Source organism: Buttiauxella sp. A111 (genome assembly GCF_014189855.1).
GTDB lineage: Bacteria > Pseudomonadota > Gammaproteobacteria > Enterobacterales > Enterobacteriaceae > Buttiauxella > Buttiauxella selenatireducens.
Genome location: NZ_BJFN01000002.1, coordinates 666,194 through 693,183 on the forward strand (window position 1 = coordinate 666,194; position 26,990 = coordinate 693,183).

Annotated in this window: 24 protein-coding genes; 12 read left to right on the forward strand and 12 right to left on the reverse strand. The window is 49.4% G+C overall.

Going from position 1 to position 26,990, the window contains the following annotated elements; all coding sequences use genetic code 11:
• Positions 1-135 precede the first annotated feature (135 nt).
• From aaeB to aaeX, 3 genes are read right to left on the reverse strand one after another with little or no spacing between them, the layout of a single operon-like run.
• Positions 136-2,097, reverse strand: coding sequence for a p-hydroxybenzoic acid efflux pump subunit AaeB (aaeB, locus tag BSPA111_RS09130; RefSeq protein ID WP_183270835.1), 1,962 nt, complete (start codon positions 2,095-2,097; stop codon positions 136-138).
• A 12-nt stretch (positions 2,098-2,109) separates the two neighbouring features.
• Positions 2,110-3,042: a p-hydroxybenzoic acid efflux pump subunit AaeA gene (aaeA, locus tag BSPA111_RS09135; RefSeq protein ID WP_183270836.1), complete on the reverse strand. Its 933-nt coding sequence runs from the start codon at positions 3,040-3,042 to the stop codon at positions 2,110-2,112.
• Positions 3,043-3,049: 7 nt separating this feature from the next.
• Positions 3,050-3,253, reverse strand: a complete 204-nt coding sequence (aaeX, locus tag BSPA111_RS09140; RefSeq protein ID WP_183270837.1) for a p-hydroxybenzoic acid efflux pump operon protein AaeX — start codon at positions 3,251-3,253, stop codon at positions 3,050-3,052.
• Between the two features lie 159 nt (positions 3,254-3,412).
• Here aaeX and aaeR point away from each other — a divergent pair, with 159 nt between their 5' ends.
• Positions 3,413-4,360: an HTH-type transcriptional activator AaeR gene (gene aaeR / locus BSPA111_RS09145; RefSeq protein WP_183270838.1), complete on the forward strand. Its 948-nt coding sequence runs from the start codon at positions 3,413-3,415 to the stop codon at positions 4,358-4,360.
• 16 nt (positions 4,361-4,376) lie between these two features.
• On the opposite strand, the gene tldD is transcribed toward aaeR, so the two are convergent.
• From tldD to csrD, 8 genes are all read right to left on the reverse strand, one after another.
• The gene (tldD, locus tag BSPA111_RS09150; protein WP_183270839.1) at positions 4,377-5,822 is read right to left on the reverse strand and encodes a metalloprotease TldD; all 1,446 of its coding nucleotides are present in this window, start codon (positions 5,820-5,822) and stop codon (positions 4,377-4,379) included.
• Between the two features lie 79 nt (positions 5,823-5,901).
• Positions 5,902-9,702 (reverse strand): AsmA2 domain-containing protein YhdP, encoded by a 3,801-nt coding sequence (gene yhdP, locus BSPA111_RS09155; RefSeq protein ID WP_183270840.1) that lies wholly within the window; start codon positions 9,700-9,702, stop codon positions 5,902-5,904.
• Between the two features lie 59 nt (positions 9,703-9,761).
• Positions 9,762-11,231 carry a ribonuclease G gene (rng, locus tag BSPA111_RS09160; RefSeq protein ID WP_183270841.1) on the reverse strand — a complete coding sequence of 490 codons (1,470 nt, stop codon included), beginning with the start codon at positions 11,229-11,231 and terminating at the stop codon, positions 9,762-9,764.
• Entirely contained in the window at positions 11,221-11,814 is a 594-nt protein-coding gene (locus BSPA111_RS09165; RefSeq protein WP_183270842.1) for a nucleoside triphosphate pyrophosphatase, read from the reverse strand. Before BSPA111_RS09165 ends, rng begins: the two co-directional genes overlap by 11 nt.
• Positions 11,815-11,822: 8 nt before the next feature.
• Positions 11,823-12,311 carry a rod shape-determining protein MreD gene (mreD, locus tag BSPA111_RS09170; RefSeq protein WP_183270843.1) on the reverse strand — a complete coding sequence of 163 codons (489 nt, stop codon included), beginning with the start codon at positions 12,309-12,311 and terminating at the stop codon, positions 11,823-11,825.
• Positions 12,311-13,333 carry a rod shape-determining protein MreC gene (gene mreC, locus BSPA111_RS09175; RefSeq protein ID WP_183270844.1) on the reverse strand — a complete coding sequence of 341 codons (1,023 nt, stop codon included), beginning with the start codon at positions 13,331-13,333 and terminating at the stop codon, positions 12,311-12,313. The genes mreD and mreC overlap by 1 nt, the downstream gene beginning before the upstream one ends.
• A gap of 67 nt (positions 13,334-13,400) precedes the next feature.
• On the reverse strand, positions 13,401-14,444 hold the full coding sequence (gene mreB / locus BSPA111_RS09180; protein ID WP_000913396.1) for a rod shape-determining protein MreB: 1,044 nt from the start codon (positions 14,442-14,444) through the stop codon (positions 13,401-13,403).
• Positions 14,445-14,752: 308 nt separating this feature from the next.
• Positions 14,753-16,693 carry an RNase E specificity factor CsrD gene (gene csrD / locus BSPA111_RS09185; protein ID WP_183270845.1) on the reverse strand — a complete coding sequence of 647 codons (1,941 nt, stop codon included), beginning with the start codon at positions 16,691-16,693 and terminating at the stop codon, positions 14,753-14,755.
• A 287-nt stretch (positions 16,694-16,980) separates the two neighbouring features.
• Here csrD and msrP point away from each other — a divergent pair, with 287 nt between their 5' ends.
• The 10 genes from msrP (at position 16,981) to fis (ending at position 25,506) form a co-directional block, all read left to right on the forward strand.
• Positions 16,981-17,985 carry a protein-methionine-sulfoxide reductase catalytic subunit MsrP gene (gene msrP / locus BSPA111_RS09190; protein ID WP_183270846.1) on the forward strand — a complete coding sequence of 335 codons (1,005 nt, stop codon included), beginning with the start codon at positions 16,981-16,983 and terminating at the stop codon, positions 17,983-17,985.
• A 1-nt stretch (position 17,986) separates the two neighbouring features.
• The gene (msrQ, locus tag BSPA111_RS09195; protein WP_183270847.1) at positions 17,987-18,586 is read left to right on the forward strand and encodes a protein-methionine-sulfoxide reductase heme-binding subunit MsrQ; all 600 of its coding nucleotides are present in this window, start codon (positions 17,987-17,989) and stop codon (positions 18,584-18,586) included.
• 232 nt (positions 18,587-18,818) lie between these two features.
• The gene (gene aroQ / locus BSPA111_RS09200; RefSeq protein WP_034459855.1) at positions 18,819-19,271 is read left to right on the forward strand and encodes a type II 3-dehydroquinate dehydratase; all 453 of its coding nucleotides are present in this window, start codon (positions 18,819-18,821) and stop codon (positions 19,269-19,271) included.
• Positions 19,272-19,292: 21 nt separating this feature from the next.
• A complete protein-coding gene (accB, locus tag BSPA111_RS09205) occupies positions 19,293-19,766 on the forward strand; it encodes an acetyl-CoA carboxylase biotin carboxyl carrier protein (protein ID WP_183270848.1) in 474 nt (157 codons plus the stop codon).
• Positions 19,767-19,776: 10 nt separating this feature from the next.
• Positions 19,777-21,123: an acetyl-CoA carboxylase biotin carboxylase subunit gene (gene accC / locus BSPA111_RS09210; protein WP_183270849.1), complete on the forward strand. Its 1,347-nt coding sequence runs from the start codon at positions 19,777-19,779 to the stop codon at positions 21,121-21,123.
• Positions 21,124-21,236: 113 nt separating this feature from the next.
• Positions 21,237-21,479: a YhdT family protein gene (locus tag BSPA111_RS09215; protein ID WP_183270850.1), complete on the forward strand. Its 243-nt coding sequence runs from the start codon at positions 21,237-21,239 to the stop codon at positions 21,477-21,479.
• The gene (panF, locus tag BSPA111_RS09220; protein WP_183270851.1) at positions 21,469-22,923 is read left to right on the forward strand and encodes a sodium/pantothenate symporter; all 1,455 of its coding nucleotides are present in this window, start codon (positions 21,469-21,471) and stop codon (positions 22,921-22,923) included. The genes BSPA111_RS09215 and panF overlap by 11 nt, the downstream gene beginning before the upstream one ends.
• 11 nt (positions 22,924-22,934) lie before the next feature.
• A complete protein-coding gene (gene prmA / locus BSPA111_RS09225; RefSeq protein WP_183270852.1) occupies positions 22,935-23,816 on the forward strand; it encodes a 50S ribosomal protein L11 methyltransferase in 882 nt (293 codons plus the stop codon).
• Between the two features lie 402 nt (positions 23,817-24,218).
• Positions 24,219-25,184, forward strand: a complete 966-nt coding sequence (gene dusB, locus BSPA111_RS09230) for a tRNA dihydrouridine synthase DusB (RefSeq protein WP_034498926.1) — start codon at positions 24,219-24,221, stop codon at positions 25,182-25,184.
• Positions 25,185-25,209: 25 nt separating this feature from the next.
• Positions 25,210-25,506, forward strand: a complete 297-nt coding sequence (gene fis / locus BSPA111_RS09235) for a DNA-binding transcriptional regulator Fis (RefSeq protein WP_000462905.1) — start codon at positions 25,210-25,212, stop codon at positions 25,504-25,506.
• Positions 25,507-25,774: 268 nt separating this feature from the next.
• Here the strand turns inward: fis and BSPA111_RS09240 are convergent, their stop codons facing one another.
• Positions 25,775-26,098: a DUF1889 family protein gene (locus tag BSPA111_RS09240; RefSeq protein ID WP_183270853.1), complete on the reverse strand. Its 324-nt coding sequence runs from the start codon at positions 26,096-26,098 to the stop codon at positions 25,775-25,777.
• A gap of 421 nt (positions 26,099-26,519) precedes the next feature.
• Between BSPA111_RS09240 and BSPA111_RS09245 the strand changes: the two genes are divergently transcribed.
• A complete protein-coding gene (locus BSPA111_RS09245; RefSeq protein WP_034459881.1) occupies positions 26,520-26,741 on the forward strand; it encodes a hypothetical protein in 222 nt (73 codons plus the stop codon).
• Positions 26,742-26,990: the final 249 nt, after the last annotated feature.

Genomic DNA, 26,990 nt, shown 5'->3' on the forward strand with positions numbered 1-26,990 from the left:
CACTATTAACCAGATAACCGGTGTTAAATAACTCACTATCCTGGAGTGCCTGGTTTGCCATAACTCTCTCTCGCTAAAATTTGCGCATCTCATAAGTATAGATACAAAAAAGCCGACGCAAGGCGTCGGCTCGGGTTAGGCATCTATCAGTGCATGCTGGTATTTATGCAACACATGCGCCAGTCGTTTCACCGGTTCGGTGACTTGTAACGGCGCCTCCCAGACCTCCAACTTCTCCTGGTAAATATCTAGCTCATCCAATAACTGCTTAAAGTAGCGCCGTTTTTTATCATCGCTTGATGCCGACGTAAGCTTATCTGCTGTGTTTCTCAACTGGCGATGGAATGCGGAAAGATCATCATTCACTGGTATCGGTGCATCACGCAATCGCTGGTGAGCAATAATCAAAGTCAGTGCCAGGCGGTAGCGATCAATATCTCCCGGAAACGTATTCAGCAGTAAGAAAAGCTGCTGATAAAGAGCGGGTAGATGATTCTCTTTGCGTCGCGCTTTATTGGTTGTCAGTGCAGAAACTGCTGCGGAAACAAACTGGTTCAGCAGTGTGCGGCCCGTGCGTTCTTTGGAGTTATCCCGGATAAGTAGGATAACCATCATCGCCAGGAAACAGCCTACTATTTGTCCCAACGCACTGTCCAAAAACGTGCTGAAATGAAACGTCATCGGGTTATCCAACACAATGACGTTGATGGTTCCGGCAAGGGCCCCCATCGAACCAAGACGTCGCTTCTGTACTTCAATTCCCATAAAGAAGCCCAACAATGCAAGACTAATGCACAGTAACAACATGCTTTGTTGAGTCGAAGGTAGGATCACTAAAAAGTAGAAAGCCCCTAATGGGAGCGCGACTAACATACCGTATAAAAAGTCGAGGGAGACCATGCGAGGATTGGGTAAACGCATCGCCAGCGAAGTTACAACGGCAATCATGACCATCGCGCCACTGCCAGATGTCCATCCTGTCCATAACCAAAACAAGCAACCGAGCATGCAGGAAACCGTCGTCCGCCAGAAGTTAATCATCGCGTGATGCCCTTCCGCTGACTGCACTTTGATAACGACTTCCTGAGTTAAAACATCTTCTTCCACCGAGCTAATACGGGTGTTGCTGATGACTCCGCGTTTGAGCAACAGGTAGCGGCTAATCGCGCCAACCCAGCTGCTTATCGTGGCTGGCGTATTTTTATCGCCTGTATAAGAAATAGCTCTGCGGATCATTTTCACTTGCTTGTGAACGTCAGCCGCGGTTTCTACAGGCATCTCAAACAACATGCGGAACTCTGCAGTCATGTATTCCGGACGTGTGTTTTGAATCAGGAATGTTTCACAAGCCTGGGTGATGAGCGTCAGCGACAGTGTGTTGATCGCTTTCAGGCGGCGGTTAGCACGATCCCAGCGTGAAGACTCAATTTTGAGATTCCCGCGCATCCCTTCCAGAGCGGTAGTACGGCGCACCAGGCCACTCCAGGCTTTATCGACTTCCTCTTTATCGCCATGCGCAATACACAGCTGCATCAGCCGATAATGATCCACCAGCAGGTTATCCAGTTCGCGGTCAATTTCTTGCTTAATGGAGCGAGGGGAAAAAATTAAGTCGGCAAGAATCGCGCACACAATACCAATCACAATCTCACTACAGCGTTCAACAGAAAATTGAGGAGTGACAAGCGGATTGGCCTGAATGGTGATAACAATGATTAACGCGGTGTAGCCAGAAAGCCCCCAGGCATAGGAGTTTTCAACCTTGACCAGTGAAGAAATCCAGGTACAAAAACCAGCCCAAATACAGCACACCAGTAACATCACGACAGGTGCACGAATCATCGTAGTGATTATGAACAGCGCGGCAATACAACCGATAAAAGTCCCGATGATACGCAGCATCCCGCGATAACGAATAGCGCCGGAATAGGGCTCTCCGCCCGCTGCAAACGCTGGGCCGGCAGCTACCAGTGCCGCAGTCAGTACGGCCCAGCGCGGAGTTTCCAGTTGAAAATGGAAGCCCACAAACACCGCCAACACAATGGCGAAAGCCAGTTTGAAGGCAAAGCGCAAATGTAATCGCGAGATAAAATACATATCGACCTACGCTTAGCCGAACTCACGCAAGCGATGCATGAATTTGATGAATACCGAGTCATGGTTAATATCCCGGTCTTTATCGCCGGTGACGACGACCGTAGCCGTAGTCCCTGCGGGGAAGATATTTGCCTGTTGCTCGTCAAGACGGATACGAACCGGCACACGCTGCGCCAGACGTACCCACTCCAGATTGGAATCAACCGTCGCCATACCTTTGGTATCTCTGGTACTGCTGGCATTGGTTACGCCGGCAGAAATACTGTCTACCGTCCCACGCAGTACGCGATTACTGCCAAGCGGTGTGATTTGTACCCGGTAGCCTGGACGAATACCGTCAAGCTTGGTTTCTTCCATGTAGGCCAGAATGTAAAAAGTACCGCGTTTTACCAGCGCAACGGCTGTGGAACCACGGGTAATAAATTCCCCCGTATAAACATTCAGGTTGGTGATCCAACCTTCTGCTGGCGCACGAATAATCGTACGTTGCAGATCCAACTGAGCTAAATCTCGTGTCGCTTCAGCCCTGGATAACTGATGCATGACGGTCTGCAACACATTGTTGGACTGTTCAATTTCTTCACGAGACATGGCCTGCGTGCCTAACGAATTGCGGCGCCCTGCTTCACGACGTTTCTCTCCGGCTAACGCCTGGTAATAAGCAACGTCTGCTTCAGCCTGCTCCAGCGCTTTCTGATAACGGGGCTGATCGATGGTGAATAAAACCTGATCTTTCTTCACCAGTTGATTGTCATGGACCTTCACATCGGTAATTAAACCGGACACATCTGGCGCAATCGCGACAACATCAGCGGTAAAACGAGCATCACGCGTCCAGGGGGATTGGGTATAAAATACCCAGGCACGGAAGATAGCGATGAAAGCCAGCAGCACCAGAATCAGCGTGATGGCAGTGCGGGTCATTTTTGTTGTAAGTGCTTTCACATCAACCTCAAACAAACAGGCGCGAGATCAGATAAAACAGGCAGCAATAAAGCGCTGTATTAAATAATGCCGGGTGCCAGACAAAATCATAAATCCCCGTCGGAATCAGCAGACGGCGAACTACCCAGAACAGCGCCAGCGAAAGAATTAGCTCGAAGAAAATCGGCGGAAAAGAAAGACCGAATATCACGATAACGGGAAATAGACTCATGTTAACCTTGCAGAAAATACAGAAGGCACAAGCCGTGACACAACAAAGAACGCTGTGCTAACAAGTTTTACGGATTGTGTTAGTAATAATATATTAACGTAATTGTTAGCGAGTTATCTATAATCTGTGATCTAAATCACTTTTAAGTCAGAGTTAACAATGGAAAGACTTAAGCGCATGTGGGTTTTTGCCAAAGTTGTCGAACTTGGCTCATTTACCGCCACGGCCAAGCAGCTGGAAATGAGCGTATCGTCCATTAGCCAAACCGTTTCCAAGCTCGAAGACGAGTTGCAAGTTAAGCTTTTAAACCGCAGCACGCGCAGCATTGGGCTAACTGAAGCCGGTAAAATCTACTACCTTGGTTGCCGCAAGATGTTACATGAAGCGCAAGAGGTGCATGAGCAACTCTATGCATTCAACAACACCCCAATCGGGACGCTGCGTATTGGCAGTTCTTCAACTATGGCACAAAATGTCCTCGCGTCCATGACCGCCGATATGCTCAAAGAATATCCTGAGTTAACGGTTAACCTGGTGACCGGTATTCCCGCGCCTGATTTGATTGCGGACGGTCTTGATGTCGTGATTCGTGTGGGCGCTTTGCAGGATTCAAGCCTGTTCTCGACACGGCTAGGATCGATGCCAATGGTCATTTGCGCCGCTAAAAGTTATCTGCAACAAAATGGCACACCAGAAAAACCCGCCGATCTTGCCAGCCACTCATGGCTTGAATACAGCATTCGTCCACATAATGAATTCGAGTTGATCGCACCAGAAGGCCTTACTACGCGAATGATCCCGCAGGGTCGGTTTGTCACCAATGATCCCATGACGTTAAGCCGCTGGCTAAAAGTGGGGGCTGGGATCGCTTATGTGCCATTGATGTGGGTGATCGATGAGATCAACGACGGAACGCTTGAGATCTTACTGCCGAGTTATCAGTCCGACCCGCGTCCGGTATACGCGCTGTATACAGAAAAAGATAAGCTGCCGCTGAAAGTACAAGTTTGTATTAACTATCTGACTGAATATTTCGTGAAGGTTTCGCACCTGTATCAAGGGGTGCGAGATAAGAAAGGACGTACGAGTGAAGACAGCCGGGATTAACCCGGCTGTTATTGTTTTATGCTGTGCCGCCAACCGTCAGGTTGTCGACTTTGAGCGTTGGCTGGCCGACACCAACAGGCAAGCTCTGTCCTTCTTTACCACAGACACCGACACCGTTATCCAACGCCAGGTCGTTACCCACCATCGAAATCTGCTGCATGGTTTCAATACCGGAGCCAATCAGCGTTGCGCCTTTCACCGGTGTGGTCACTTTGCCGTTCTCGATGAGATAAGCTTCGGAAGTTGAGAACACAAACTTGCCGGAGGTGATATCCACCTGCCCACCGCCAAAGTTAGGCGCGTAGATCCCGTACTCAACCGATTCGATAATCTCTTGCGGGGTTGATTTACCCGCCAGCATATAGGTATTGGTCATGCGCGGCATTGGCAGGTGCGCGTAAGATTCACGACGGCCATTACCGGTTGGGGCAACCCCCATCAAGCGAGCATTCAGTTTGTCCTGCATGTAGCCTTTCAACACGCCGTTTTCGATTAACACGTTGTATTGGCCCGGAACACCTTCGTCGTCAATCGCAACAGAGCCACGGCGGTTCGCCATGGTGCCATCATCAACGACAGTACAAAGTTCAGAAGCAACTAACTGACCCATTTGACCACTGAATACGGATGTGCCACGACGGTTAAAATCACCTTCCAGACCGTGTCCCACTGCTTCATGCAGCAGCACGCCAGGCCAACCTGCGCCCAGAACCACCGGGAACATACCGGCAGGTGCCGCGACCGCAGAAAGCGTGACAAGCGCCATACGCACAGCCTCTTTCGCCCATGCATCAGCGCGTACTTCACCCTCAACGGTTTCAAGGAAGTAGTCATAACCGAAACGACCACCGCCGCCACTTGAGCCGCGTTCACGTTTGCCGTTCTCTTCTACCTGAACACTGACAGACAGGCGCACCAGCGGGCGAACATCAGCCGCCAGCGTACCGTCAGTTGCAGCGACCAGAATCAATTCATAAACGCCAGTAAGGCTAGCAGTCACTTCCTGTACGCGAGCATCTGCTGCGCGGGCAACGCTATCGACACGTTTCAGGATGTCGAGTTTCTCTTCACGCGTCATGCTTTGCAGCGGATCGGCACTGGTATAGAGCGCGCTATGCTGCACGGCACCTAATGTTTGTACGCGGCCATTCCCTTTTTCTTGCACAATGCTTCGTGCGGCATGAGCACTTTGTTCCAGTGCCAACAAGCTGACCTGGTCGGCATAAGCAAAACCGGTTTTCTCGCCACTAATCGCGCGCACACCGACACCCTGATCGATGTTGTAAGAACCATCTTTAATGATGCGATCTTCCAGCACCCAGGATTCGTGATAACTGGACTGGAAATAGAGATCCCCGTAGTCGAGTCGGCGCTCGGACAATTGTCCCAAAATGGAAAACAGATCTTGATGGGTTAAGCCATTCGCAGACAGCAACTGCTCACTTACCAGGTTCAGACTCATCGTTTCGTTACTCTTATTTGTCTATCAATTGGAGATATCTATTATATTGAGCTTGCGGCAATTAGCTCCCCGCGTCAAATCACTTAGCGTCCTTGAGCCTTGGCTGGCGAAGCACTTCATTGATTTGCGGTTTATCGACCGATCCGGTGATGTGGTAGCGCAGTAACGAAATTTTGCTCCACAACGGTCCTAATACTTTACTGGCGGCAAACACCGCAGCACCGATTATTGGGTTAACCACGAATGCTGTTGCCACGCCGACGGTAGCAGAAATTTCTGGTGCTATGACTGCTTCTACGTCGAGTTGACGTCGAACCAAATCGACTGAACCTTTCATGCCAATATCAGCTTCAAGCCCGTCCACCAGCGTATCCTCGCTGTGCAGTACACCGTCTTTAATCCAGGCAGTGCTACGGATGGAATCAAAGTAGAAACCTTCACCAAAGGTATCGCTGAAATCAAAACGCAGTTTACGCATCAACGCATCGACACTAACCAATCGTAGCAACTGTCCGGCGTGACCGGTGCCCAGATCGGCAATTTGTCCTTTGCCCAATTTGGTATGAAGGATCCCGTTTAATGAGGCAATATGCGGCTGCCACGGTTTGTCGCGCCAGTGTAAATCATAGTCCGCATCAAACGATGAACCTTGAATTGGCGTCTTGATACCAAAGAAGTTGGTCGCCGCATCAAGTTTGGAGCCGTGCAATTTGCCTTTTAAAGACGTGCGCTCTTCTGCCGGACTGTTCACCCACTGGCCACTGGCAGTCAACCTTGCAAACCCGGAATCGATTAAACCGTTTTCCAGTTCAAGCGTGTTCCCTTTAATGGCGAAATCACCGTCAATACGGCCATATTTTTGCCCCCAAAGCCAACATTCGGAACAGCGCAGCTGCAAATCAGGCCAGTCTCGGAAATCAATCGAATTATCGTCTCCCAACGGCGAAGCACCGGTCGATTTCGCGGTGCTATTTCCCCAGTCAGGGTTGAAATAGAGATATTTGATGGCTGCACGCCACGGCGCATTGTTCTGTATCGTCAACGAGCCATTCACTTCGCGCCCCTGGGCTTCAACGCGCGTGCCATTCGGAATAGCATGGGAAACCAGACTCAGGTTGTTCCATTGCTGACCAGCGAACGTCAGAGAAGGCGTGCGTAATGTTACGTTAGTGGGGAATGAAGCCGAGTTACCTACACTTTCCACAGCTCCATGGCTGAACAAGGCCAACCATTGCGCACCATCCATCGCCGGAAGATCCAGTTCTAAGCCTGAGGTGTCAGGTAATGGTGGAACGGTGTGACTATTGGTCGCCCAAATCGCCCGATCAAGGGTGAGTTTTTTATTCAGCAACCAACGACTGGAAAAATGATTTTTCGCCCCAGCGTTACCCGTCAGATCGAAACTATTAAGATTACCCTTCACCGCGACATTCAACGGCAGCGATTGCCCCGCTGATTTATCGACTGGAGCAGGTAAGTGACTGCTTACATTTTTCAAATCGGCAGCGACTTTGATCTGATAATTAGCCTCTCCGTGATATGGGAGAGATATCGCCACATCACCTTTCCAGGGAACACTACCACTCAACTCTTTGCTGATTGGCTCAGGCACAATTCCCATTTTTGTCGGCTGCCAGTCACCCAATAAGTTGACCCCAATCTGATAGTCTTTCTCACCCATTTTAGTATTGAAATCAATGCCTATGGGTTGATTGAACCAGGTAGCTTTTAGCGGATCGCTTTTCAGTTCGCCATTCACAAAGCTGAATTTACCGCTCAGGTTAGACAACTGGCTCGAGAGTGGCTTTATCAGCAATGTATTGTTGTTGAGCTGAACGTCACCCGAGGCTATCGTCATTTTGCCATTCAGCGGGATATCCAAATGTAAGCGAGCATTCACATCGCCTCCAATCTGGAGTTCATCAAGTGCTGCTGACAGAGAATCTTTGAGTGGTGTGTCTTTGAAGTAGGGGCCAACCGCACTACCAGGACCAGTGATATCAGAATCAACCAACAGTTTTTGTTTCGCGTAATCCGGGATATTCGCCGTCAGTTTACGTCCGGTCACGCCGCCTAGTTTCACTGCATCCGATTTCATCCACAAACCGTTATTGATGAAATCCAGAGTGATATTCAGATTTTCAAGCGCAGGCCAGTCCGGCTGGAAAGCAAATTTAGCCTTGTACAACGGGACGTAAACCTGGAACTGCCCTTCGTTATGCACATAAGGGAATTGATGAGGATTCCCCCCGTAAACCAGGGTTGCGTTATCCGACTCGCCACCTTGAATCGCACCGCTGAGGTAATCAACCAGCTCTTTGCCCATCAGGTTTTCAGGGAAATAACGCCAGGCATCAGCCCCATTATGGGTACTGATTCCGGCCAGTATCCCCAGCCAGGGCTCATCGCCTGTCGGCTGGTAGTAGCGGAAATCACCCGCAGCCCACACAGAACGTGCTTTTACATCCAGGTGTTTGCCATCAAGCTGGAAACCTGCGGCATTTTTCTGCCATTCAAGCGTTGCGACTGCGCGTTCAACTTCCAGCGGGGCACGGAATACGCCCACGTAAGGCATTTTGGCATTAAGAACTTGCGCATTAAGCTGCCCGTGCTCGACGCCGCCCGTAACCGATCCAGAGAAGTGTTCAACGCCGGGTAACATTCTCCATTGTTTCCAGCTCACATCTTTCCAGCGCCCTTGCATACGGGTGTTTTCGGTCTGCTGAAGAGGAATGTCCACTGCCAGAACATCAATGTGCCCTCGCGGTTGTAGCGTGTTCCAAATCTCACCAAAATCAGGCGAAATCTTTTCTGCAATCGGCGACAAACCCGTGAAGCTTTCCAGTTCCATATTGGTTGCACGCACGCGGAGCTCGTCGCTGCGCATGCTCTCTTTGCCCCCCACACTTTGAGGAGCAATCCACGCGAGCGATAACGAGCCTTTAGGCCAGGTTTTACCATCAAGAGTGATATTGGTAGAAGGAATGGCAAGATCCCAACCCGCACTGGAACGATTAACTCGTGCCATTAAATTATCAACCGACAGCTTATGGTCGGTATTTTTCCCAGCCCAGCTTGCACCGCCTTGCTTCAACCAGACGTTGCCACCCGAAATATCGCCAGCTTTGACATCCATCCAGGCTTCGAGGGTGAACTCAGCTGTCTGTAAATCGATATTGTCTTTCATCCAGCGGCCAAGCCAGGGTTTCACGTCAACGTTTTCAGCCTGCAACCAGACTTTGCCAATGTTCAATAAACCATTTTCGTCGCGCAAATCCATTCTGACTTTCGCCAATCCATGCTGGCCAGTAAAGCTCGACAAGCTGACCAGCCCTTCGGCGCGGTGACGGTTTTTGGTATTAAGCCAGGTCAATTGCGGAATGGTGAGTTCGGCGCGCTGGCCGGAGATCGTCAGGAAACTAAGGGAGCTATCGCGCAGATCGAAGTGATCGAACTGACGTAAAAAGAGATCGCTGATTTTACCCGGCTCGAGCTTTCTATCCCCTTTATTTCGACTTAACGGGGTGTTGGTTCGCACCTGTAATTGGTAAAAAGTGAGGTCGCGGAACTGCCAGCGGGCGTGCAAAATGCTCTGCCAGAGATCGAGCGCCAGCGTGACACGCTTGACCCTCAATTCGCCGCCATCTTTCAAGCCAGCTTTGATATCACGGACATCAAGCGTTGGGCCAAAATTTTCCCAGTTTGCCTGGATCTGGCTGGCATCGACAGGCGCGCCCGTCATGGCTTCAATTTTTTCGAGCAGCGCTGGACGCCAGGCATCGAGATGCGGCAAAACCAGCCGCAAACCACTCACCAGCAGTGCGACGATAACGATCAACGTTGCGCCAGTGAGTAGCAGAATGCCGGGCAGTCGCCTCACGAAAATCTCCTTGTTTGCCGCCGGAGCGGAACTCAAATCGGCACTATCTGTGCAGTGAGTTACATCATAACGACGTCGAATTGCTCTTGATTATAGAGCGGCTCGATCTGAACTTTGACTTGTTTACCGACGAAAATTTCCACTTCAGCCAATGAATGGGACTCTTCGCTTTTCAGCGCCTCCCCCACGGCCGGTGAAGCGTAAACCAGGAAGCGATCGGAATCGTAGGCATGATGCACGCGCACAATTTCACGCATAATTTCATAGCACACGGTTTCCACCGTTTTCACGGTACCGCGACCGTGGCATGTTGGACAATCGTTGCAAAGCACATGTTCAACGCTTTCACGCGTACGTTTGCGCGTCATCTCAACCAGTCCGAGCTGTGAAAAACCATTGATGCTGGTTTTCACGCGATCTTTACTCAATGCCTGTTCAAGGGAATGCAGTACACGTCGGCGATGGTCTTCATTACTCATGTCGATGAAATCGATAATGATAATGCCGCCCAGATTACGCAAACGTAACTGGCGAGCGATCGCCTGCGTCGCTTCAATGTTCGTATTGAAAATAGTGTCATCAAGATTGCGGTGGCCAACGAAAGCCCCGGTGTTGATATCCACTGTTGTCATCGCTTCAGTTTGGTCGATAACCAGGTAACCACCTGATTTCAGCTCAACTTTTCGCTCCAGCGCGCGTTGAATTTCATTCTCAACGTCAAACAGATCAAAAATAGGCTGGCGGCCGCTGTAATGCTCGATTTTGCTGTGCATTTCCGGCATGTATTCTGCGGTAAACTCCAGCAGCATGTCGTAAGTAAGACGAGAGTCGACACGAATACGATCAAGAGCGGCATCTGCAAAATCACGCAGCACGCGTTGCGCCAGTGCCAGTTCACCGTAAAGTTGGCAGCGGGTTTTATTACGTTTTTTTCGCTCGCTAACTTTGGTCCAGACACGTTTGAGGTAAGCGGCATCTGAAGCTAAATCGTCCTCGCATACGCCTTCAGCTGCGGTGCGAATAATAAATCCACCTTGCTCATCGCAATAGGCATTAACCACACGTTTCAGGCGTTCACGCTCGGCTTCACTTTCAATGCGCTGGGAAACGCCTACGTGAGAAGCACCAGGCATAAAGACCAAATAACGCGATGGCAGCGTGATATCGGTAGTCAAACGGGCGCCTTTGGTACCCAGCGGATCTTTTACCACCTGAACCATTAAGTCCTGGCCCTGGCGTACCAGCTCGGAAATATCTCGTACGGTGAAGTTTTTCTGCTCTTCGCCCGCCACACATTCGGTATGTGGCATGATGTCAGAAGCGTGAAGAAACGCTGCCTTATCAAGGCCAATATCTACAAATGCCGCCTGCATCCCCGGAAGCACCCGGCTTACACGACCTTTGTAGATATTCCCTACGATCCCGCGACGTGCTTCGCGTTCAATATGAATCTCTTGCAGTATTCCACCGTCAATGTAAGCCACCCGAGTTTCCGATGGGGTCACGTTGACTAACAATTCAGCCGTCATGTTTTCCTCGTCCATCACGCAATGCGTGAAAATTACTCAGCAATTCATAGGTTTCAACTAGCGGTAGACCGACTACAGCATGGTAGCTGCCATTAATCTTCCTGACAAAACAACCACCAAGCCCTTGAATACCGTATGCACCTGCTTTATCCATGGGTTCACCGCTGGCAACGTAACCAGCGATATCCTGTTCTGATAATGCACGAAAAGTCACTTCAGTCGTCACAAGGCAATCCAGCAATGATTCACGATCCGCCAGCGCAACGGCCGTCATGACCTGGTGCTGGTTACCGGATAGCATCCGTAGCATCGCTGCAGCATGCTGTTCGTCTTTAGGTTTTTCCAACACATTGCCATTGTAGATAACAATAGTATCTGCACCCAATACCGGTAAGTCCTGCGCAGCCAAAGCAACGCCGGCCCGCGCTTTATCACGCGCCAAACGCACCACGTACTGTTGAGCACTTTCGTGGCTAAGACGCTGTTCTTCTACATCAGTAATGATGCGTTCAAACGACACACCCAACTGAGTCAGCAATTCCTGACGACGTGGAGAACCCGATGCCAGATACAAAGATGTCATGTTCAATCCTATTGCACAGCAAATTGTTGGCGAATTTTACGCATCAACAAGAATATCCATGGCCACAGTACACCATTGACCACACTGCTCCAGAAAATTTCTGGGCGGAAAGAGACATTGATAACTAAAAATTCAGACCAGAAAACAATGACATCTGTCATCAATGACAAAAGCATGACCACTAAAGCCTGTTGCCAAAGCGCAAGATTACGGAATAACTGGTACTTCAGCGCCACCAGATAAGCAACGATGCTCAAAGATAACGCCCGTACGCCAAGGGTTGAACCGCTGATCAAATCCAGTATGGCACCCACGATAAAACCTGTGCCGACATTTACGCGGTGTGGCAGAGCCAGTATCCAGTAAAGCAGGATCAGTAATACCCAGTCAGGACGATAGACTTTTAAATCGTCAGGCCAGGGCATTACTTGTAACAGCAAGGCGACGAGGAAAGAAAGCCAGATGACCCAACGGCCCTGGCTGCGGTAACTTCCCACTACTGCCCTCCCAGGCTTGCAGGTGCAGGAGAAGCGGTGTTCCCTGCTGGAGCCGGAGTCGTAATACCCGTCGCCGGAGGTGGAACGGGAGCCGGCGGCCCAATAGCATCAGCAGCCGGTAAAACCTGCGGCATCATTTGCATCAGGCGTTCATTCGCAACGCGATGAACTTCCTCAGGCGGCATTGGGGTTTTCCCTTCACGATCCGCACCCCACAACAGCAGCAAATAACGCAGACGTTGTAAGCCAGCAGTCGGACGAGCCTGAATAACGGTGTATGCGCGCTGAGTATCAAGTTTCACGGAAGAAACGACACCCACTGGATAACCTTCCGGGAAACGCCCACCTAAACCAGATGTCACCAACACATCACCGACACGAATGTCAGTATTTGCCGGTAAATGTTCCAGTTGCAGATCGTCGGTACAACCGTTGCCCGCTGCAATAATACGAATATCATTGCGCAGTACCTGAATCGGCAGCGCATGCGTCGCATCACAGATAAGCAATACGCGGCTAGTGAGTTTCGCTACCGCGACAACTTGACCTACGACACCTTTATCACTGATGACCGGTTGGCCTTCATAGACCCCGTTCACACTCCCCTTATCAATAACCACCTGGTCACTGTAAGGATCGTTAACGGTTGAGATAACCTGAGTCACCATTTTTTGCTCGTCTTGACGCAACGGTGAACCGAGTAATTCGCGCAGACGTGCGTTTTCCTGACGATATTGACCCATCATCAGTAGTTCGCTGTTTTTCAGGATCAGTTCCTGACGCAGTGCACGATTTTCGAGTTCTAGCTGGTCGCGTGATGCCAGTGTTTGCGAGACGCTGTCGAGCAATTCACGGGGACCATTTGAGACAAAATAGAAAGGACTGACGGCAGTATCCATATACGTTCGAATCTGACTGAACGTACCCAGACGGCTATCGGCAATAATGACACCAATCGCCACCAGCACCGCCAGAATAAGGCGAAACTGCAACGAGGGGCCACGGCTAAAAATTGGCTTCATAGGCTATGCGTATTCCAGGGCCATCAAGAAAAGGCAGTGATAGTCACTGCCTTTTACGTGTGGCTGATTACTCTTCGCTGAACAAGTCGCCGCCGTGCATGTCGATCATTTCCAGTGCCTTGCCACCACCACGGGCTACGCAAGTCAATGGATCTTCTGCAACTACTACCGGAATGCCTGTTTCTTCCATCAGCAGACGGTCAAGGTTACGCAGCAATGCGCCACCGCCGGTCAGAACCATACCGCGTTCTGAAATATCGGAAGCCAATTCTGGCGGGCACTGTTCCAGCGCAACCATTACCGCACTGACAATACCCGTTAATGGTTCTTGCAGAGCTTCAAGGATTTCATTGGAGTTCAGCGTAAAGCCACGCGGTACACCTTCAGCCAGGTTACGACCACGGACTTCGATTTCACGCACTTCATCGCCTGGGTATGCAGAACCGATTTCGTGCTTGATACGTTCGGCAGTTGCTTCACCAATCAGTGAACCGTAGTTACGACGCACATAATTAATGATGGCTTCATCGAAGCGGTCCCCGCCAATACGGACGGAAGAAGAGTAAACAACGCCGTTCAAAGAGATAACAGCAACTTCGGTAGTACCACCACCGATATCCACAACCATAGAACCGGTTGCTTCAGAAACTGGCAGACCAGCGCCGATAGCCGCAGCCATTGGCTCTTCAATCAGGAACACTTCGCGAGCACCTGCACCTTGCGCAGACTCACGAATCGCACGACGTTCAACCTGAGTTGCGCCAACCGGCACACAAACCAGTACGCGCGGACTTGGACGCATAAAGCTGTTGCTATGAACTTGTTTGATGAAGTGTTGCAGCATTTTTTCGGTCACGAAGAAATCGGCGATAACGCCATCTTTCATTGGACGGATAGCTGCGATGTTGCCGGGGGTACGACCCAGCATCTGTTTAGCATCGTGGCCTACGGCCGCAACGCTTTTAGGTGAACCGGCACGATCCTGGCGAATAGCCACGACAGATGGCTCATTCAGTACGATGCCTTGTCCTTTCACATAAATCAGGGTATTCGCGGTACCCAGGTCAATGGACAGGTCATTGGAAAACATGCCACGAAATTTTTTCAACATACTAAGGGATAATCCTGAAAGCTGGGGCGGAAACAAAATCCGCTTACTTTACCAACCACTCATTGCAGCGACAAGGCGCAAAAATGTTCTGCAATGGTGAAAAATTGTGCAGTTTACTACGACTATGACACTTTCGACACGTTTATCCTCGAACTGCCGAGGAAACAAACAAACGCTGTAGGTTAAACGAACAGTGCAAGGAAGCAAACCGGGTTCATTTCATGCTTCAACAATCTGGTCAGCAGGCGTATTAGCCCCCTTGAGATGCAGCGCGCGTTATTCTACGTGAAATATTTATAAACGGCAGGTTAAACCGAGTATCTTTGCGAATATTTTTTCACGTTGCTGTCTAGTGGTTGAGAGGCCGCAAAAAAATCCCCTTGAGCACCCGCCACGCCTTTCTCCACCAGTGTCTGCCATTCACTTCGAGTTCTGACTCCGACCGCAAAAACTTGCGTCTGAGTCCCGTTACACGCCTCAACCAGACTCTGAACAAATAGCTGATTTTCAGTTCGTTTCTCGATGTTATGCACAAGCCCTGGATGCAACTTTATCAGCTCTACATCCAACTCTTTAATATAAGAGGCGCTGACTACGGTCAAACCCGCCTGGGAGACAGCAACACGAGCCCCCAAAGCTTTAATCAAGCGAATCACAGGCTGCAAACGGCTGATGTGTTGACAAACATCTGCCTCTGCAAGTTCAAAAAGAATGCGTCGTCGAAGCGATTTTTCTGACTGCATCAACGCATCACGCAACCAACGTTGGAACGGAGCACGAATCAGTGACTCTACTGACACCTGAATAGCCAGCGTTTCTTCGGGCCAGAAACTGGCTAACGGTAACAATCGGGCGATGGTCTGTCGGTCATATTGCTCTGATAAACCAAACTGTTTCACCATCGGCAAATATTCCGCCGCCAGCACTTCTTGTTCGCCGTCGAAAATTCGACACATTATTTCACGATGATGCACGTAGCCATCACGCATCACCGCCGGTTTTTGGTAAAAACGCGGGCCACCACGCTGTAGCACTTGCTCAATAAGCGTACGCCATTTCACATTGCCACGCCCTTTTTCCGGCAAACTATCGTCATAAACCGACCAACTGTTCGCCCCTTGCAAAGACGCATTCCGCGTTGCGACCTCCGCATTCTCCATGACCTGCTCTTTGGTTTGCCCACTGCGCCATGCACAAATACCGATATGCATCATGTCATTACGATCGAGCATCCGCGTTGGAGGCAAAGTATCGACGGCTTTCAGTAGCTGGCTGGCAATACTGTCGGCTTCTTTTAATGTGCGATGCGGTAACAAAACCGCGAAATCACTGCGGAAATAACGTGCCAGTAAAGCGCCGGGATATCGCATCACAAATGTCGATAACATATTAATAATGGTAAACAAATATTCTTCTACCGCATTCCTGCCCCATGTTTCATGCAAGGTATCAAAATCCGGTAGGCGGATAATCATCACTACGCCATGGGCACCAACTTGCTCTTGTTCATCAAGCAAAGTCGCCAGTTGGTTATCGAAGAACAGGCGATTATTCAGGCCTGTTTTTGCATCTTGCGCCGCAAAAGCACGAATCAAGGTATCCATTCTGCTGCGTTGATCGCTTGCGTTTTGCAGATCAGAAAGCAATAAATCCAAAGCGCTGCTGGCTTGTGGGGGCCATTCCAGCACCGAACCACGCACTTCAACACCTCTTTCACCATTCAGAATACGTCGTGCCCTGCTTTCCAGTAACTCCTGTCCAACGAGTTGCTTTTTCATCCAGCGGATAGCAAAAAACAGCACGATAAGCATGAAGCCAACCGTGAACGAAAGTGGAACTGTCGTGAAAAGTGAGTTGTAGTAATTTGCCACCGGATCGCGATAGGTGAGCGTGAGGAACATTCCCGGATGCTTCATTAACTCAACGGTCACGGTGCGAAAACTGTAGCTATTTCCAAGTAAACGATAAGTTTGACTCAGTTGCTGCTGGTAAACCGTATTTCCGCCCACTTTGAATGTCACTTCGGTGATATCAATGGGGACCATGACTTCGTTGAGGCGTTTGATCAGAGCTTCTGGGGAATTTGAAACCAAATCGTTATCAATGATGGTGGCAACCGCAACCACACGCTGATGAACTTTAAAATGCATTGCATTAAAGAAGCTTAATGAACAACCGACCAGCGTCACAAAAATAGCGAGGCCAGTCAGCAGCGTCATAAAAGCAGAAAGTTTCGTCGTTAATCGCATCCTTGAGTTAACTCCGTTTGGTGAAGATAGACCAGCCTGACTTGATGCGGCATTACATAGCAAAAGAGCTATTCAGGCAAACACGCTGAACAGATTCTTATCCTTTGTTGCAAAGGATGCGTATATCCATCCGCCGAGATTCAAGTATAGCCTTCATCAACTTTTATCCCATTAACCCAGCCGCAGCAAAATATGCTCTTTGTTTAAGTTTCAATTTTTTGTGACATATTCGCAGGGTTCAGCGTTCTCCGTCATGCTTAGCCTATAAAGTCACGCAGGAGAAAAAGATGAAGAAGATCACTCGCTTTACAGAAGCCGATGTCACGCCAGAATCAGTCTTTATGCTGAAACGCCGCCAGGTACTGAAAGCACTGGGCATCAGTGCGGCTGCTCTCTCGCTTCCTCAAACTGCGTATGCCGATATTCTTTCCTGGTTTAAAGGGAACGACAGGCCGCGTGCGCCATCGGGAAAACCCCTGCAATTTAGCCAACCTGAACAATGGCAGGCGAAACTCGCCATGACGCCAGAAGATAAAGTGACTGGCTACAATAACTTTTACGAATTTGGTCTGGATAAAGCCGACCCTGCGGCCAATGCCGGGAGCTTAAAAACCGATCCGTGGAAAGTCACCATTAGCGGCGAAGTAGCAAAGCCACAAACACTCGACCTCGACGACCTCTATAAGAAATTCCCGCTGGAACAACGTATCTATCGAATGCGTTGTGTAGAAGCCTGGTCAATGGTGGTGCCGTGGATAGGTTTCCCACTCAGTAAACTGCTGGCGCTGGTCGAACCCACCAGCAAGGCGAAATATGTCGCCTTCGAAACGCTTTACGATCCGGAGCAAATGCCTGGCCAGAAAGACCGTTTTATCGGCGGCGGATTGCAGTATCCCTACGTAGAAGGGCTGCGTCTTGATGAAGCGATGCATCCTCTGACGCTCCTTACCGTCGGCGTTTACGGAAAAGCGTTGCCACCTCAAAATGGCGCACCGATACGACTCACAGTGCCATGGAAGTACGGGTTTAAAGGGATAAAGTCGATTGTCAGTATCAAACTGGTTAGCGAGTTGCCGCCCACAACCTGGAATATGGCCGCGCCAAATGAATACGGGTTTTATGCCAACGTAAACCCAAATGTTGACCACCCGCGCTGGTCACAGGCCAGTGAAAGATTCATTGGTTCAGGCGGCGTATTGGATGTAAAACGCCAGCCAACGCTGCTGTTTAATGGTTATGCCGACCAGGTTGGTTCGCTCTATCGCGGCCTGAATCTAAAGGAGAATTTCTAACGTGAGATTAACAGCAAAGCAGGTCACACTGTTGAAAGTGGTGCTGCATCTCGCAGCCTTCTTGCCTTTTGTCTGGTTATTTTATGCAGCAAATCAGGGGCTTTTAAGTGCTGATCCGGCAAAAGATATCCAGCATTTTACCGGCAGGATGGCGCTTAAACTCCTGCTGGCGACACTGTTAGTCACGCCTTTAGCGCGGTACGGGAAGCAGCCGCTGTTAATTCGAACCCGTCGGTTGTTGGGATTATGGTGCTTTGCGTGGGCAACACTCCATTTAGTCAGCTACGCCATGTTGGAGTTGGGAATCAACAATCTGGCAATGCTTGGTCGGGAGTTGGTCACACGTCCATATTTAACTTTAGGAATTATCAGTTGGTTGGTGCTGTTATCATTGGCGGCTACATCGACGCAATCATTACAACGAAAATTGGGTCCACGCTGGCAAAAACTGCATAACTTCGTCTATCTTGTCGCCATCCTTGCCCCGATTCATTATCTATGGTCAGTGAAGGTTATTTCACCGCAACCCTTACTGTATGCTCTGGGTGCATTCATCCTGTTAGCCTTGCGCTACAAGAAATTTCGCCAATGGCGACGTTAACGAAAGATATGTGTTGTTCCCCGCAGAAAAGTGATCAACCTTACCCCGTTAAGGGATATCAGTTGATCATCTTCCCTGATAAGACCAGTATTTAGCTGCCAATTGCTACGAAATCGTTATAATGTGCGACTTTGGTTTTTCTGACAGGCCATTTTCTGGCTCTGAAGGTGACAACCGAGCAACTTAGGTATATTTTGTAAAATACCTACAAATTGCAGGAGATGGCAGCACGATGTCGGCTAATTTTCACATTTTGCTTTTGAACGGCCCGAATCTTAACATGCTGGGTACACGCGAGCCTGAGAAGTACGGCACGCTGACTTTAGCCCAAATTGTTAACTCGCTCGAAGAAGAAGCAAAAACGCTAAATGTCTCGTTCAGCCACCTGCAATCAAATGCGGAATATGAATTGATCGACCGTATTCATCAGGCTAAAGACACTGTTGATTTTATTCTGATTAATCCGGCCGCGTTTACTCATACGAGCGTTGCACTGCGTGATGCCTTATTAGCGGTAGATATTCCGTTTATCGAGATACATCTGAGCAATGTGCATGCGCGTGAACCGTTCCGCCATCATTCATATCTTTCTGATAAAGCTGTTGGTGTCATCTGCGGATTAGGCGCTGACGGCTATTCATATGCACTACAGACTGCGGTAAAACGCTTGTCAAAATCCATCTAAACAAGAGTACGGAACCCACTCATGGATATTCGTAAGATAAAAAAACTGATCGAGCTGGTTGAAGAATCAGGCATTTCTGAACTGGAAATTTCTGAGGGCGAAGAATCTGTACGCATCAGCCGCGCACCGGCAAACACCGGTTTCCCAATGATGCAACAGGCTTATGCCGCTCCAATGTACCAGCCACAGCCGCAGCCCGGTCTGTCTAACGTTGTTGCACCTGCCGCTCCGGCAGAAGCACCAGCGGCTGCTGAAATCAGTGGTCACATCGTGCGTTCCCCAATGGTCGGTACTTTCTACCGCACCCCAAGCCCGGATGCTAAAGCATTTATTGAAGTTGGCCAGAAAGTTAACGTTGGCGACACTCTGTGCATCGTTGAAGCGATGAAAATGATGAACCAGATCGAAGCTGACAAAGCCGGTGTGGTAAAAGCCATCCTGGTTGAAAATGGCCAACCGGTTGAATTTGACGAGCCGCTGGTCGTCATCGAGTAACGAGGCGATTATGCTGGATAAAATTGTCATCGCTAACCGTGGCGAGATTGCTCTGCGTATTCTTCGTGCCTGTAAAGAATTGGGCATCAAGACTGTCGCTGTGCACTCCACTGCGGATCGCGATTTAAAACACGTATTGCTGGCGGATGAAACCGTTTGTATCGGTCCAGCTCCGTCTGTAAAAAGCTATCTGAATATCCCGGCAATCATTTCTGCGGCAGAAATTACTGGTGCAGTTGCGATTCACCCGGGTTATGGCTTCTTGTCTGAAAACGCTAACTTTGCTGAGCAAGTTGAGCGTTCAGGCTTCATCTTCATTGGCCCACGTGCTGAAACTATCCGTCTGATGGGCGATAAAGTCTCTGCTATCAACGCGATGAAGAAAGCTGGCGTACCTTGCGTACCAGGTTCTGACGGCCCGTTAGATGCCGATATGGATAAAAACCGTGCCCATGCTAAACGCATCGGCTACCCGGTAATTATCAAAGCATCTGGTGGCGGCGGCGGTCGCGGTATGCGTGTAGTACGTAGCGATGCCGATCTGGAACAGTCCATTAATATGACCCGTGCGGAAGCAAAAGCTGCTTTCAACAACGACATGGTCTATATGGAAAAGTACCTGGAAAACCCACGCCATATCGAAATCCAGGTATTGGCCGACGGCCAGGGCAAAGCGATTTATCTGGCAGAACGCGACTGCTCCATGCAGCGCCGTCACCAGAAAGTTGTTGAAGAAGCGCCAGCACCGGGCATCACGCCAGAGCTGCGTAAATTCATCGGCGAGCGCTGTGCCAAAGCCTGTGTTGATATCAACTATCGCGGTGCGGGTACTTTCGAGTTCCTGTTCGAAAACGGCGAGTTCTACTTCATCGAGATGAACACCCGTATTCAGGTTGAGCACCCGGTAACAGAAATGATCACCGGCGTTGACCTGATTAAAGAACAGCTGCGTATTGCTGCTGGTCAGCCACTGTCTATCAAGCAAGAAGACGTTCATGTTAACGGCCACGCGGTAGAATGCCGTATCAACGCCGAAGACCCGAACACCTTCCTGCCAAGCCCAGGCAAAATCACGCGCTTCCATGCGCCTGGTGGTTTTGGTGTGCGTTGGGAATCACACATTTACGCCGGCTACACTGTACCGCCGTATTATGATTCCATGATCGGTAAACTGATCTGCTACGGCGAAACCCGCGAAGTCGCGATTTCTCGTATGAAAAATGCGCTGGCTGAGCTGATCATCGATGGCATCAAAACCAACGTTGATTTGCAGACTCGCATCATGAACGATGAAAACTTCCAGCACGGTGGAACTAACATCCACTATCTGGAGAAAAAACTGGGTCTTCAGGACTAAGTTTTCTCACGTTACATCGCTAAAAGGCCGGTTATCCGGCCTTTTTCTTTTTTGATCCTCATCACGCCGCTATGCGTTACAATCGCCGCTTTCCGCTAACTCAAGGGACAATAATGGACGCGCGTTTTGTTCAGGCCAATAAAGAAGCCCGCTGGGCGCTTTGGCTAACCCTTCTTTATCTTGCAGCATGGTTAGTGGCTGCTTACTTACCGGGTAATGATATTGGCCTGACAGGCCTGCCACACTGGTTTGAAATGGCGTGCCTGCTGGTACCTTTGCTGTTCATTTTACTGTGCTGGGCCATGGTGAAATTTATCTTCCGTGATATTCCTCTGGAGGATGATCATGCAGCTTGAAGTGATACTGCCACTGGTCGCTTATCTGGTGGTGGTTTTTGGCATTTCGATGTATGCCATGAAACGTCGTACTACAGGTAATTTCCTCAACGAGTATTTCCTGGGCAGCCGTTCAATGGGTGGATTCGTATTGGCGATGACACTCACTGCGACCTATATCAGCGCAAGTTCGTTTATTGGCGGGCCCGGTGCTGCCTATAAATATGGGCTCGGTTGGGTTCTGCTGGCGATGATTCAGCTACCTGCTGTGTGGCTGTCTTTGGGGATTCTGGGAAAAAAGTTCGCCATACTTGCGCGCCGATATAATGCGGTGACGCTTAATGACATGTTGTACGCCCGTTATCAAAGCCGTCTGCTGGTGTGGATGGCAAGTATTAGCTTGTTAGTCGCTTTTGTTGGTGCAATGACCGTGCAGTTCATCGGTGGAGCGCGCTTGCTGGAGACTGCGGCAGGTATTCCTTACGAAACAGGCTTGTTGATTTTTGGCATCAGTATCGCTCTTTACACCGCTTTTGGTGGCTTCCGCGCCAGCGTGCTTAATGACGCGATGCAAGGAATGGTGATGCTGATTGGTACGATTTTGTTGTTAATTGGCATCGTTCATGCGGCGGGTGGATTGCACAGCGCGGTAGATAAGCTTCAGCACATCGACCCTAAGCTTGTCTCTCCACAGGGTGCGGATAACATCCTTTCGCCGACGTTTATGACCTCGTTCTGGGTGCTGGTCTGTTTCGGGGTGATTGGTTTGCCTCACACCGCAGTGCGCTGCATCTCTTACAAAGACAGCAAAGCCGTGCACCGTGGCATTATCCTCGGCACAATTGTGGTTGCCATTCTGATGTTTGGAATGCATCTCGCCGGGGCGTTAGGCCGCGCAGTGATACCTGATTTGAAAGTACCAGACCTGGTTATCCCAACGTTGATGGTCACGGTGTTACCCCCATTCGCTGCGGGGATCTTCCTTGCTGCACCGATGGCGGCAATTATGTCGACAATTAATGCCCAATTGCTGCAATCCTCCGCTACGATCGTCAAAGATCTTTATCTGAACATGCGCCCGGAACAGATCCACAACGAACGACGCCTGAAAAGAATGTCATCGGTGATCACGCTGATTCTGGGAGCGTTACTGCTGCTCGCCGCCTGGCGTCCACCAGAGATGATCATCTGGCTGAACTTGCTGGCATTTGGCGGACTTGAAGCCGTATTCCTGTGGCCGCTGGTGCTGGGTCTGTATTGGGAACGCGCTAATGCTGCAGGTGCGCTGAGCGCGATGATTGTTGGTGGCGGGTTGTATGCCGTGCTGGCGAGCTTCAATGTCCAGGTACTTGGCTTCCACCCAATTGTGCCATCCTTATTACTAAGTTTGCTGGCGTTCCTTGTGGGCAACCGTTTCGGTCAGCCACTGCCTGTTCCAGCACTCGTTTCAACTACTGATAAATAAAGAGTTTCGCTATGCCATGGATTCAACTGAAAATTAATACCTCTGGCGGCAACGCTGAAGAACTCGGCGATGCGCTGATTGAAAGCGGTGCGGTTTCCGTTACCTTTCAGGACACCCATGACACACCAGTATTCGAGCCATTACCTGGCGAAACCCGTTTATGGGGCGATACCGATGTGATTGGCCTGTATGACGCAGAAACAGACATGAAGGAAGTCGTGGCAATCCTCGAAAATTGCCCACTTCTGAGCGTGGGTTTCCCGCACAAAATCGAACAGTTGGAAGACAAAGACTGGGAACGCGAGTGGATGGATAACTTCCACCCAATGCGTTTTGGTCAACGCCTGTGGATCTGTCCAAGCTGGCGTGATGTTCCCGATGCAACTGCGGTGAACGTGATGCTGGATCCGGGCCTTGCGTTTGGTACCGGAACTCACCCAACCACATCTTTGTGCCTGGAATGGCTTGATGGTCTGGATCTGGAGGGTAAAACGGTAATCGATTTCGGATGTGGCTCAGGTATTCTTGCCATTGCCGCTCTGAAACTGGGTGCGGCCAAAGCGATTGGTATTGATATCGATCCCCAGGCTATTCAGGCCAGCCGTGATAACGCAGAACGCAACGGTGTCTCTGAACGTCTGGAACTGTATTTACCTAAAGACCAGCCAGAAGCCATGAGCGCCGATGTCGTGGTCGCAAACATACTGGCAGGCCCTTTACGTGAGTTAGCACCGTTAATCAGCGTGCTGCCGGTCCAGGGCGGTTTTCTGGGGCTTTCTGGCGTTTTGGCAAGCCAGGCAGAAGGTGTTTGTGAAGCGTATCAGGACAAATTCACCCTCGATCCTGTTGCCGAAAAAGAAGAGTGGTGCCGCATTACCGGTTTCAAACGCTAAAAAGCGCACACCAGTAACGTGGTCCTTTGACCACGTTACTGAATCAGTTTCTTACCCATCTTCATGCCCTTCAGAACAATTCATCGCAGTGATATAACGCAACAAAATGAGATACCGATCGCAGAAAAACACTGATTTTGGTGATTTAACCAGCACTTTATCGCGTGTCTATCGAGTTAATAATCATGAATTACTACTGATTATGGCGAAATTATAAAAGCGCACAAATCAACCAAATTCATGCAATGCATTGAAATTAATGCTTAATTTATTTTTTCCACTGTGCGGGATGAGGATTCATTGATCTACGACAGCTGATTGTTCAAAGTTTGGCCTTTCATCTCAGGCCAAAAATGCGTAATATACGCCGCCTTGCAGGCAAGTATGGTCATTTCTTAACTCATGCGCATTGGACACCACCAGCTCAGAAATCGACTGATTGCAGCACCTATGGCTGGCATCACTGACAGACCATTCAGGACGCTGTGTTACGAGATGGGAGCCGGACTAACTGTTTCCGAGATGATGTCCTCTAACCCTGAAGTTTGGGCGAGTGATAAATCACGTTTACGTATGGTGCACGTGAATGAACCAGGTATTCGCACCGTGCAAATTGCCGGTAGTGATCCTGATGAGATGGCAGAGGCCGCACGCATTAACGTGGCTAATGGCGCCCAGATTATTGATATCAATATGGGATGCCCGGCGAAGAAAGTGAATCGTAAACTCGCAGGTTCCGCTCTGCTGCAATACCCAAGTCTGGTGAAGTCCATCCTGACAACGGTTATTAACGCAGTTGACGTACCTGTTACATTGAAAATTCGCACTGGCTGGGATACGGCGCACCGTAACTGTGAAGAGATTGCCCAACTGGCTGAAGACTGTGGCATTCAGGCTCTGACAATTCATGGACGCACACGCGCCTGTTTATTTCAGGGAGATGCTGAATACGACAGCATTCGGGCAGTTAAGCAGAAAGTTTCCATTCCGGTAATCGCGAATGGTGACATTACTGACCCGCTTAAAGCCAGAGCCGTACTCGACTATACAGGGGCAGATGCTCTGATGATAGGACGTGCAGCTCAGGGAAGACCCTGGATCTTTCGGGAAATCCAGTATTATCTGGACACTGGAGAGCTGCTTCCGCCACTGCCTCTGGCAGAGGTGAAGCGCTTACTTTGCGGACACATTCGCGAACTTCATGACTTTTATGGTCATGCAAAGGGATACCGAATTGCCCGTAAACACGTTTCCTGGTACTTACAGGAACACGCTCCAAATGACCAGTTTCGGCGCACATTCAACGCCATTGAGGATGCAAGCGAACAGCTTGAGGCGTTGGAGGCATACTTCGAAAATCTTGCGTAATTAGAAATAAAGAGCTGACAGAACTATGTTCGAACAACGCGTAAATTCTGACGTACTAACCGTTTCAACCGTTAACTCACAGGATCAGGTTACCCAAAAACCTCTGCGTGACTCCGTGAAACAAGCACTGAAGAACTATTTTGCTCAACTGAATGGTCAAGATGTTAATGATCTGTATGAGCTGGTATTGGCTGAAGTAGAGCAGCCATTGTTGGACATGGTGATGCAATACACCCGTGGCAACCAAACCCGCGCTGCCCTGATGATGGGCATCAACCGTGGCACGCTGCGTAAGAAATTGAAAAAATACGGCATGAACTGATACTAATCAGTTAACTTGTTGTTTAAAAAGGCGCTACTCGGCATGGGGAAGCGCCTTTTTTAACGAATGGACTCCACCATTGACTACACATACTCTTGAACAATAGTGAGCATTAGCAAACCAATTCCATTGATTAGCATCATTGGATTCTGGTTGTAGAGTTGGTGTGCGGACTGCGGGGAAGTGTAAAGTGAGGAGAGTGGAAATGGACGCTCCCACATTGATAGTGAAAGCGCCTGGAGTAGTTAGCAGTTAGCTATCGGTCAACTCACACGAGAGCCCGGAGTTCTTCTTGCATGTATGAAGAAAAGTACTCAGGATTTTTAATAACAACACGGTCACCAGACTGAATTTTATCAGCCCATCCGGCCACTTTTTTCGTGAATCCGGTATCCCATCCATCCTGAATACCGCGTGCAGTAACATCGGCTGCGCTAGCCGGCACACCTAATTCTTTTAAATACTTCAGCATCCCCTTAGCGGTGCTTTCATCCATGGGATGCGGCGTGGATGCAGATGTGTTCATACCGCCAATGAAATCCAATGCTTTATCAATTACTGCTGGCATATTCTTATCCTTAAAATTAACCATGTAATAATCAAGACTATAATATGCCCCGAGATTAATCGTAATATCAAAGAGATCATTATCTTTTTTTCTACCCGTTCAACTTTCGGGGTAGAGTCTTTCTGCTCCATCGGTATAGCGCAGAAGTGGATTTAAAAGAACGACTGAATCTATGTCATAGCCGCTATGCATTGCGGGGTGGGAAAGCGCCTTTTCGAATGTCTGAAAAATAGTTAACTTCATTTTCTCTCCACATTTTTTTGCCCATCAGCACTTTTCTCCACTTTGTTTACACAGCACATGAATTGCAATTATTCCCGACTCCTCGCCAGGCTTATCACGGTGATAAAATCATCACATTCACACCGGACCAGGTTTTTAGATAACTTTGTGGCCATAGCGCACAAGTCATCCCTGGGCGGGGTTTGCGTTAACGAGGTTCCATATGAAAAAGCTCATTGCCGCTGCGTTGCTTTCTACGCTTCTGGCGGGTTGTGCGACCAACTCACCTTGTGTGCCGGTCTATGACGACCAGGGACGTTTGGTGCACACCAATACCTGTATGAAAGGGACAACGCAAGATAACTGGGAAACGGCGGGGGCTATCGCCGGTGGTGCCGCAGCGATTGCCGGATTAACGCTGGGTATTGTGGCCTTAACTAAATAAGCCAAAGCATATTTTTGAAAAGCGCGCCCTGATGATGGCGCGCTTTTTTTTGGATATCTCGAACAGAACCTTTGCATTGTTAAAGTGCAAATCGTCACAACCTCCCTGTTTTTTAGTTTTAATCCCTCAGCCGCCAAATCTTTTTAGCGTGAAACAAATCACTCAGTTCTTTTAGGTTTTGTTTTATTGCAGCACAAGTCGTGATTTCTCTCACACTCCACTCTTCATACTACTCACGCTAATGTTAAC

Excerpts from the sequence above, each read along its gene's own strand:
- fis (WP_000462905.1), top strand. The coding sequence starts at position 25,210 with ATGTTCGAACAACGCGTAAATTCTGACGTACTAACCGTTTCAACCGTT.
- accB (WP_183270848.1), top strand. The coding sequence starts at position 19,293 with ATGGATATTCGTAAGATAAAAAAACTGATCGAGCTGGTTGAAGAATCA.
- panF (WP_183270851.1), top strand. The coding sequence starts at position 21,469 with ATGCAGCTTGAAGTGATACTGCCACTGGTCGCTTATCTGGTGGTGGTT.
- csrD (WP_183270845.1), bottom strand. The coding sequence starts at position 16,693 with ATGCGATTAACGACGAAACTTTCTGCTTTTATGACGCTGCTGACTGGC.
- accC (WP_183270849.1), top strand. The coding sequence starts at position 19,777 with ATGCTGGATAAAATTGTCATCGCTAACCGTGGCGAGATTGCTCTGCGT.
- aroQ (WP_034459855.1), top strand. The coding sequence starts at position 18,819 with ATGTCGGCTAATTTTCACATTTTGCTTTTGAACGGCCCGAATCTTAAC.
- BSPA111_RS09165 (WP_183270842.1), bottom strand. The coding sequence starts at position 11,814 with ATGACATCTTTGTATCTGGCATCGGGTTCTCCACGTCGTCAGGAATTG.
- aaeB (WP_183270835.1), bottom strand. The coding sequence starts at position 2,097 with ATGTATTTTATCTCGCGATTACATTTGCGCTTTGCCTTCAAACTGGCT.
- aaeX (WP_183270837.1), bottom strand. The coding sequence starts at position 3,253 with ATGAGTCTATTTCCCGTTATCGTGATATTCGGTCTTTCTTTTCCGCCG.
- BSPA111_RS09245 (WP_034459881.1), top strand. The coding sequence starts at position 26,520 with ATGAAAAAGCTCATTGCCGCTGCGTTGCTTTCTACGCTTCTGGCGGGT.
- aaeR (WP_183270838.1), top strand. The coding sequence starts at position 3,413 with ATGGAAAGACTTAAGCGCATGTGGGTTTTTGCCAAAGTTGTCGAACTT.
- msrP (WP_183270846.1), top strand. The coding sequence starts at position 16,981 with ATGAAGAAGATCACTCGCTTTACAGAAGCCGATGTCACGCCAGAATCA.
- mreB (WP_000913396.1), bottom strand. The coding sequence starts at position 14,444 with ATGTTGAAAAAATTTCGTGGCATGTTTTCCAATGACCTGTCCATTGAC.
- rng (WP_183270841.1), bottom strand. The coding sequence starts at position 11,231 with ATGACGGCTGAATTGTTAGTCAACGTGACCCCATCGGAAACTCGGGTG.
- BSPA111_RS09240 (WP_183270853.1), bottom strand. The coding sequence starts at position 26,098 with ATGGTTAATTTTAAGGATAAGAATATGCCAGCAGTAATTGATAAAGCA.
- mreC (WP_183270844.1), bottom strand. The coding sequence starts at position 13,333 with ATGAAGCCAATTTTTAGCCGTGGCCCCTCGTTGCAGTTTCGCCTTATT.
- prmA (WP_183270852.1), top strand. The coding sequence starts at position 22,935 with ATGCCATGGATTCAACTGAAAATTAATACCTCTGGCGGCAACGCTGAA.
- dusB (WP_034498926.1), top strand. The coding sequence starts at position 24,219 with ATGCGCATTGGACACCACCAGCTCAGAAATCGACTGATTGCAGCACCT.
- tldD (WP_183270839.1), bottom strand. The coding sequence starts at position 5,822 with ATGAGTCTGAACCTGGTAAGTGAGCAGTTGCTGTCTGCGAATGGCTTA.
- BSPA111_RS09215 (WP_183270850.1), top strand. The coding sequence starts at position 21,237 with ATGGACGCGCGTTTTGTTCAGGCCAATAAAGAAGCCCGCTGGGCGCTT.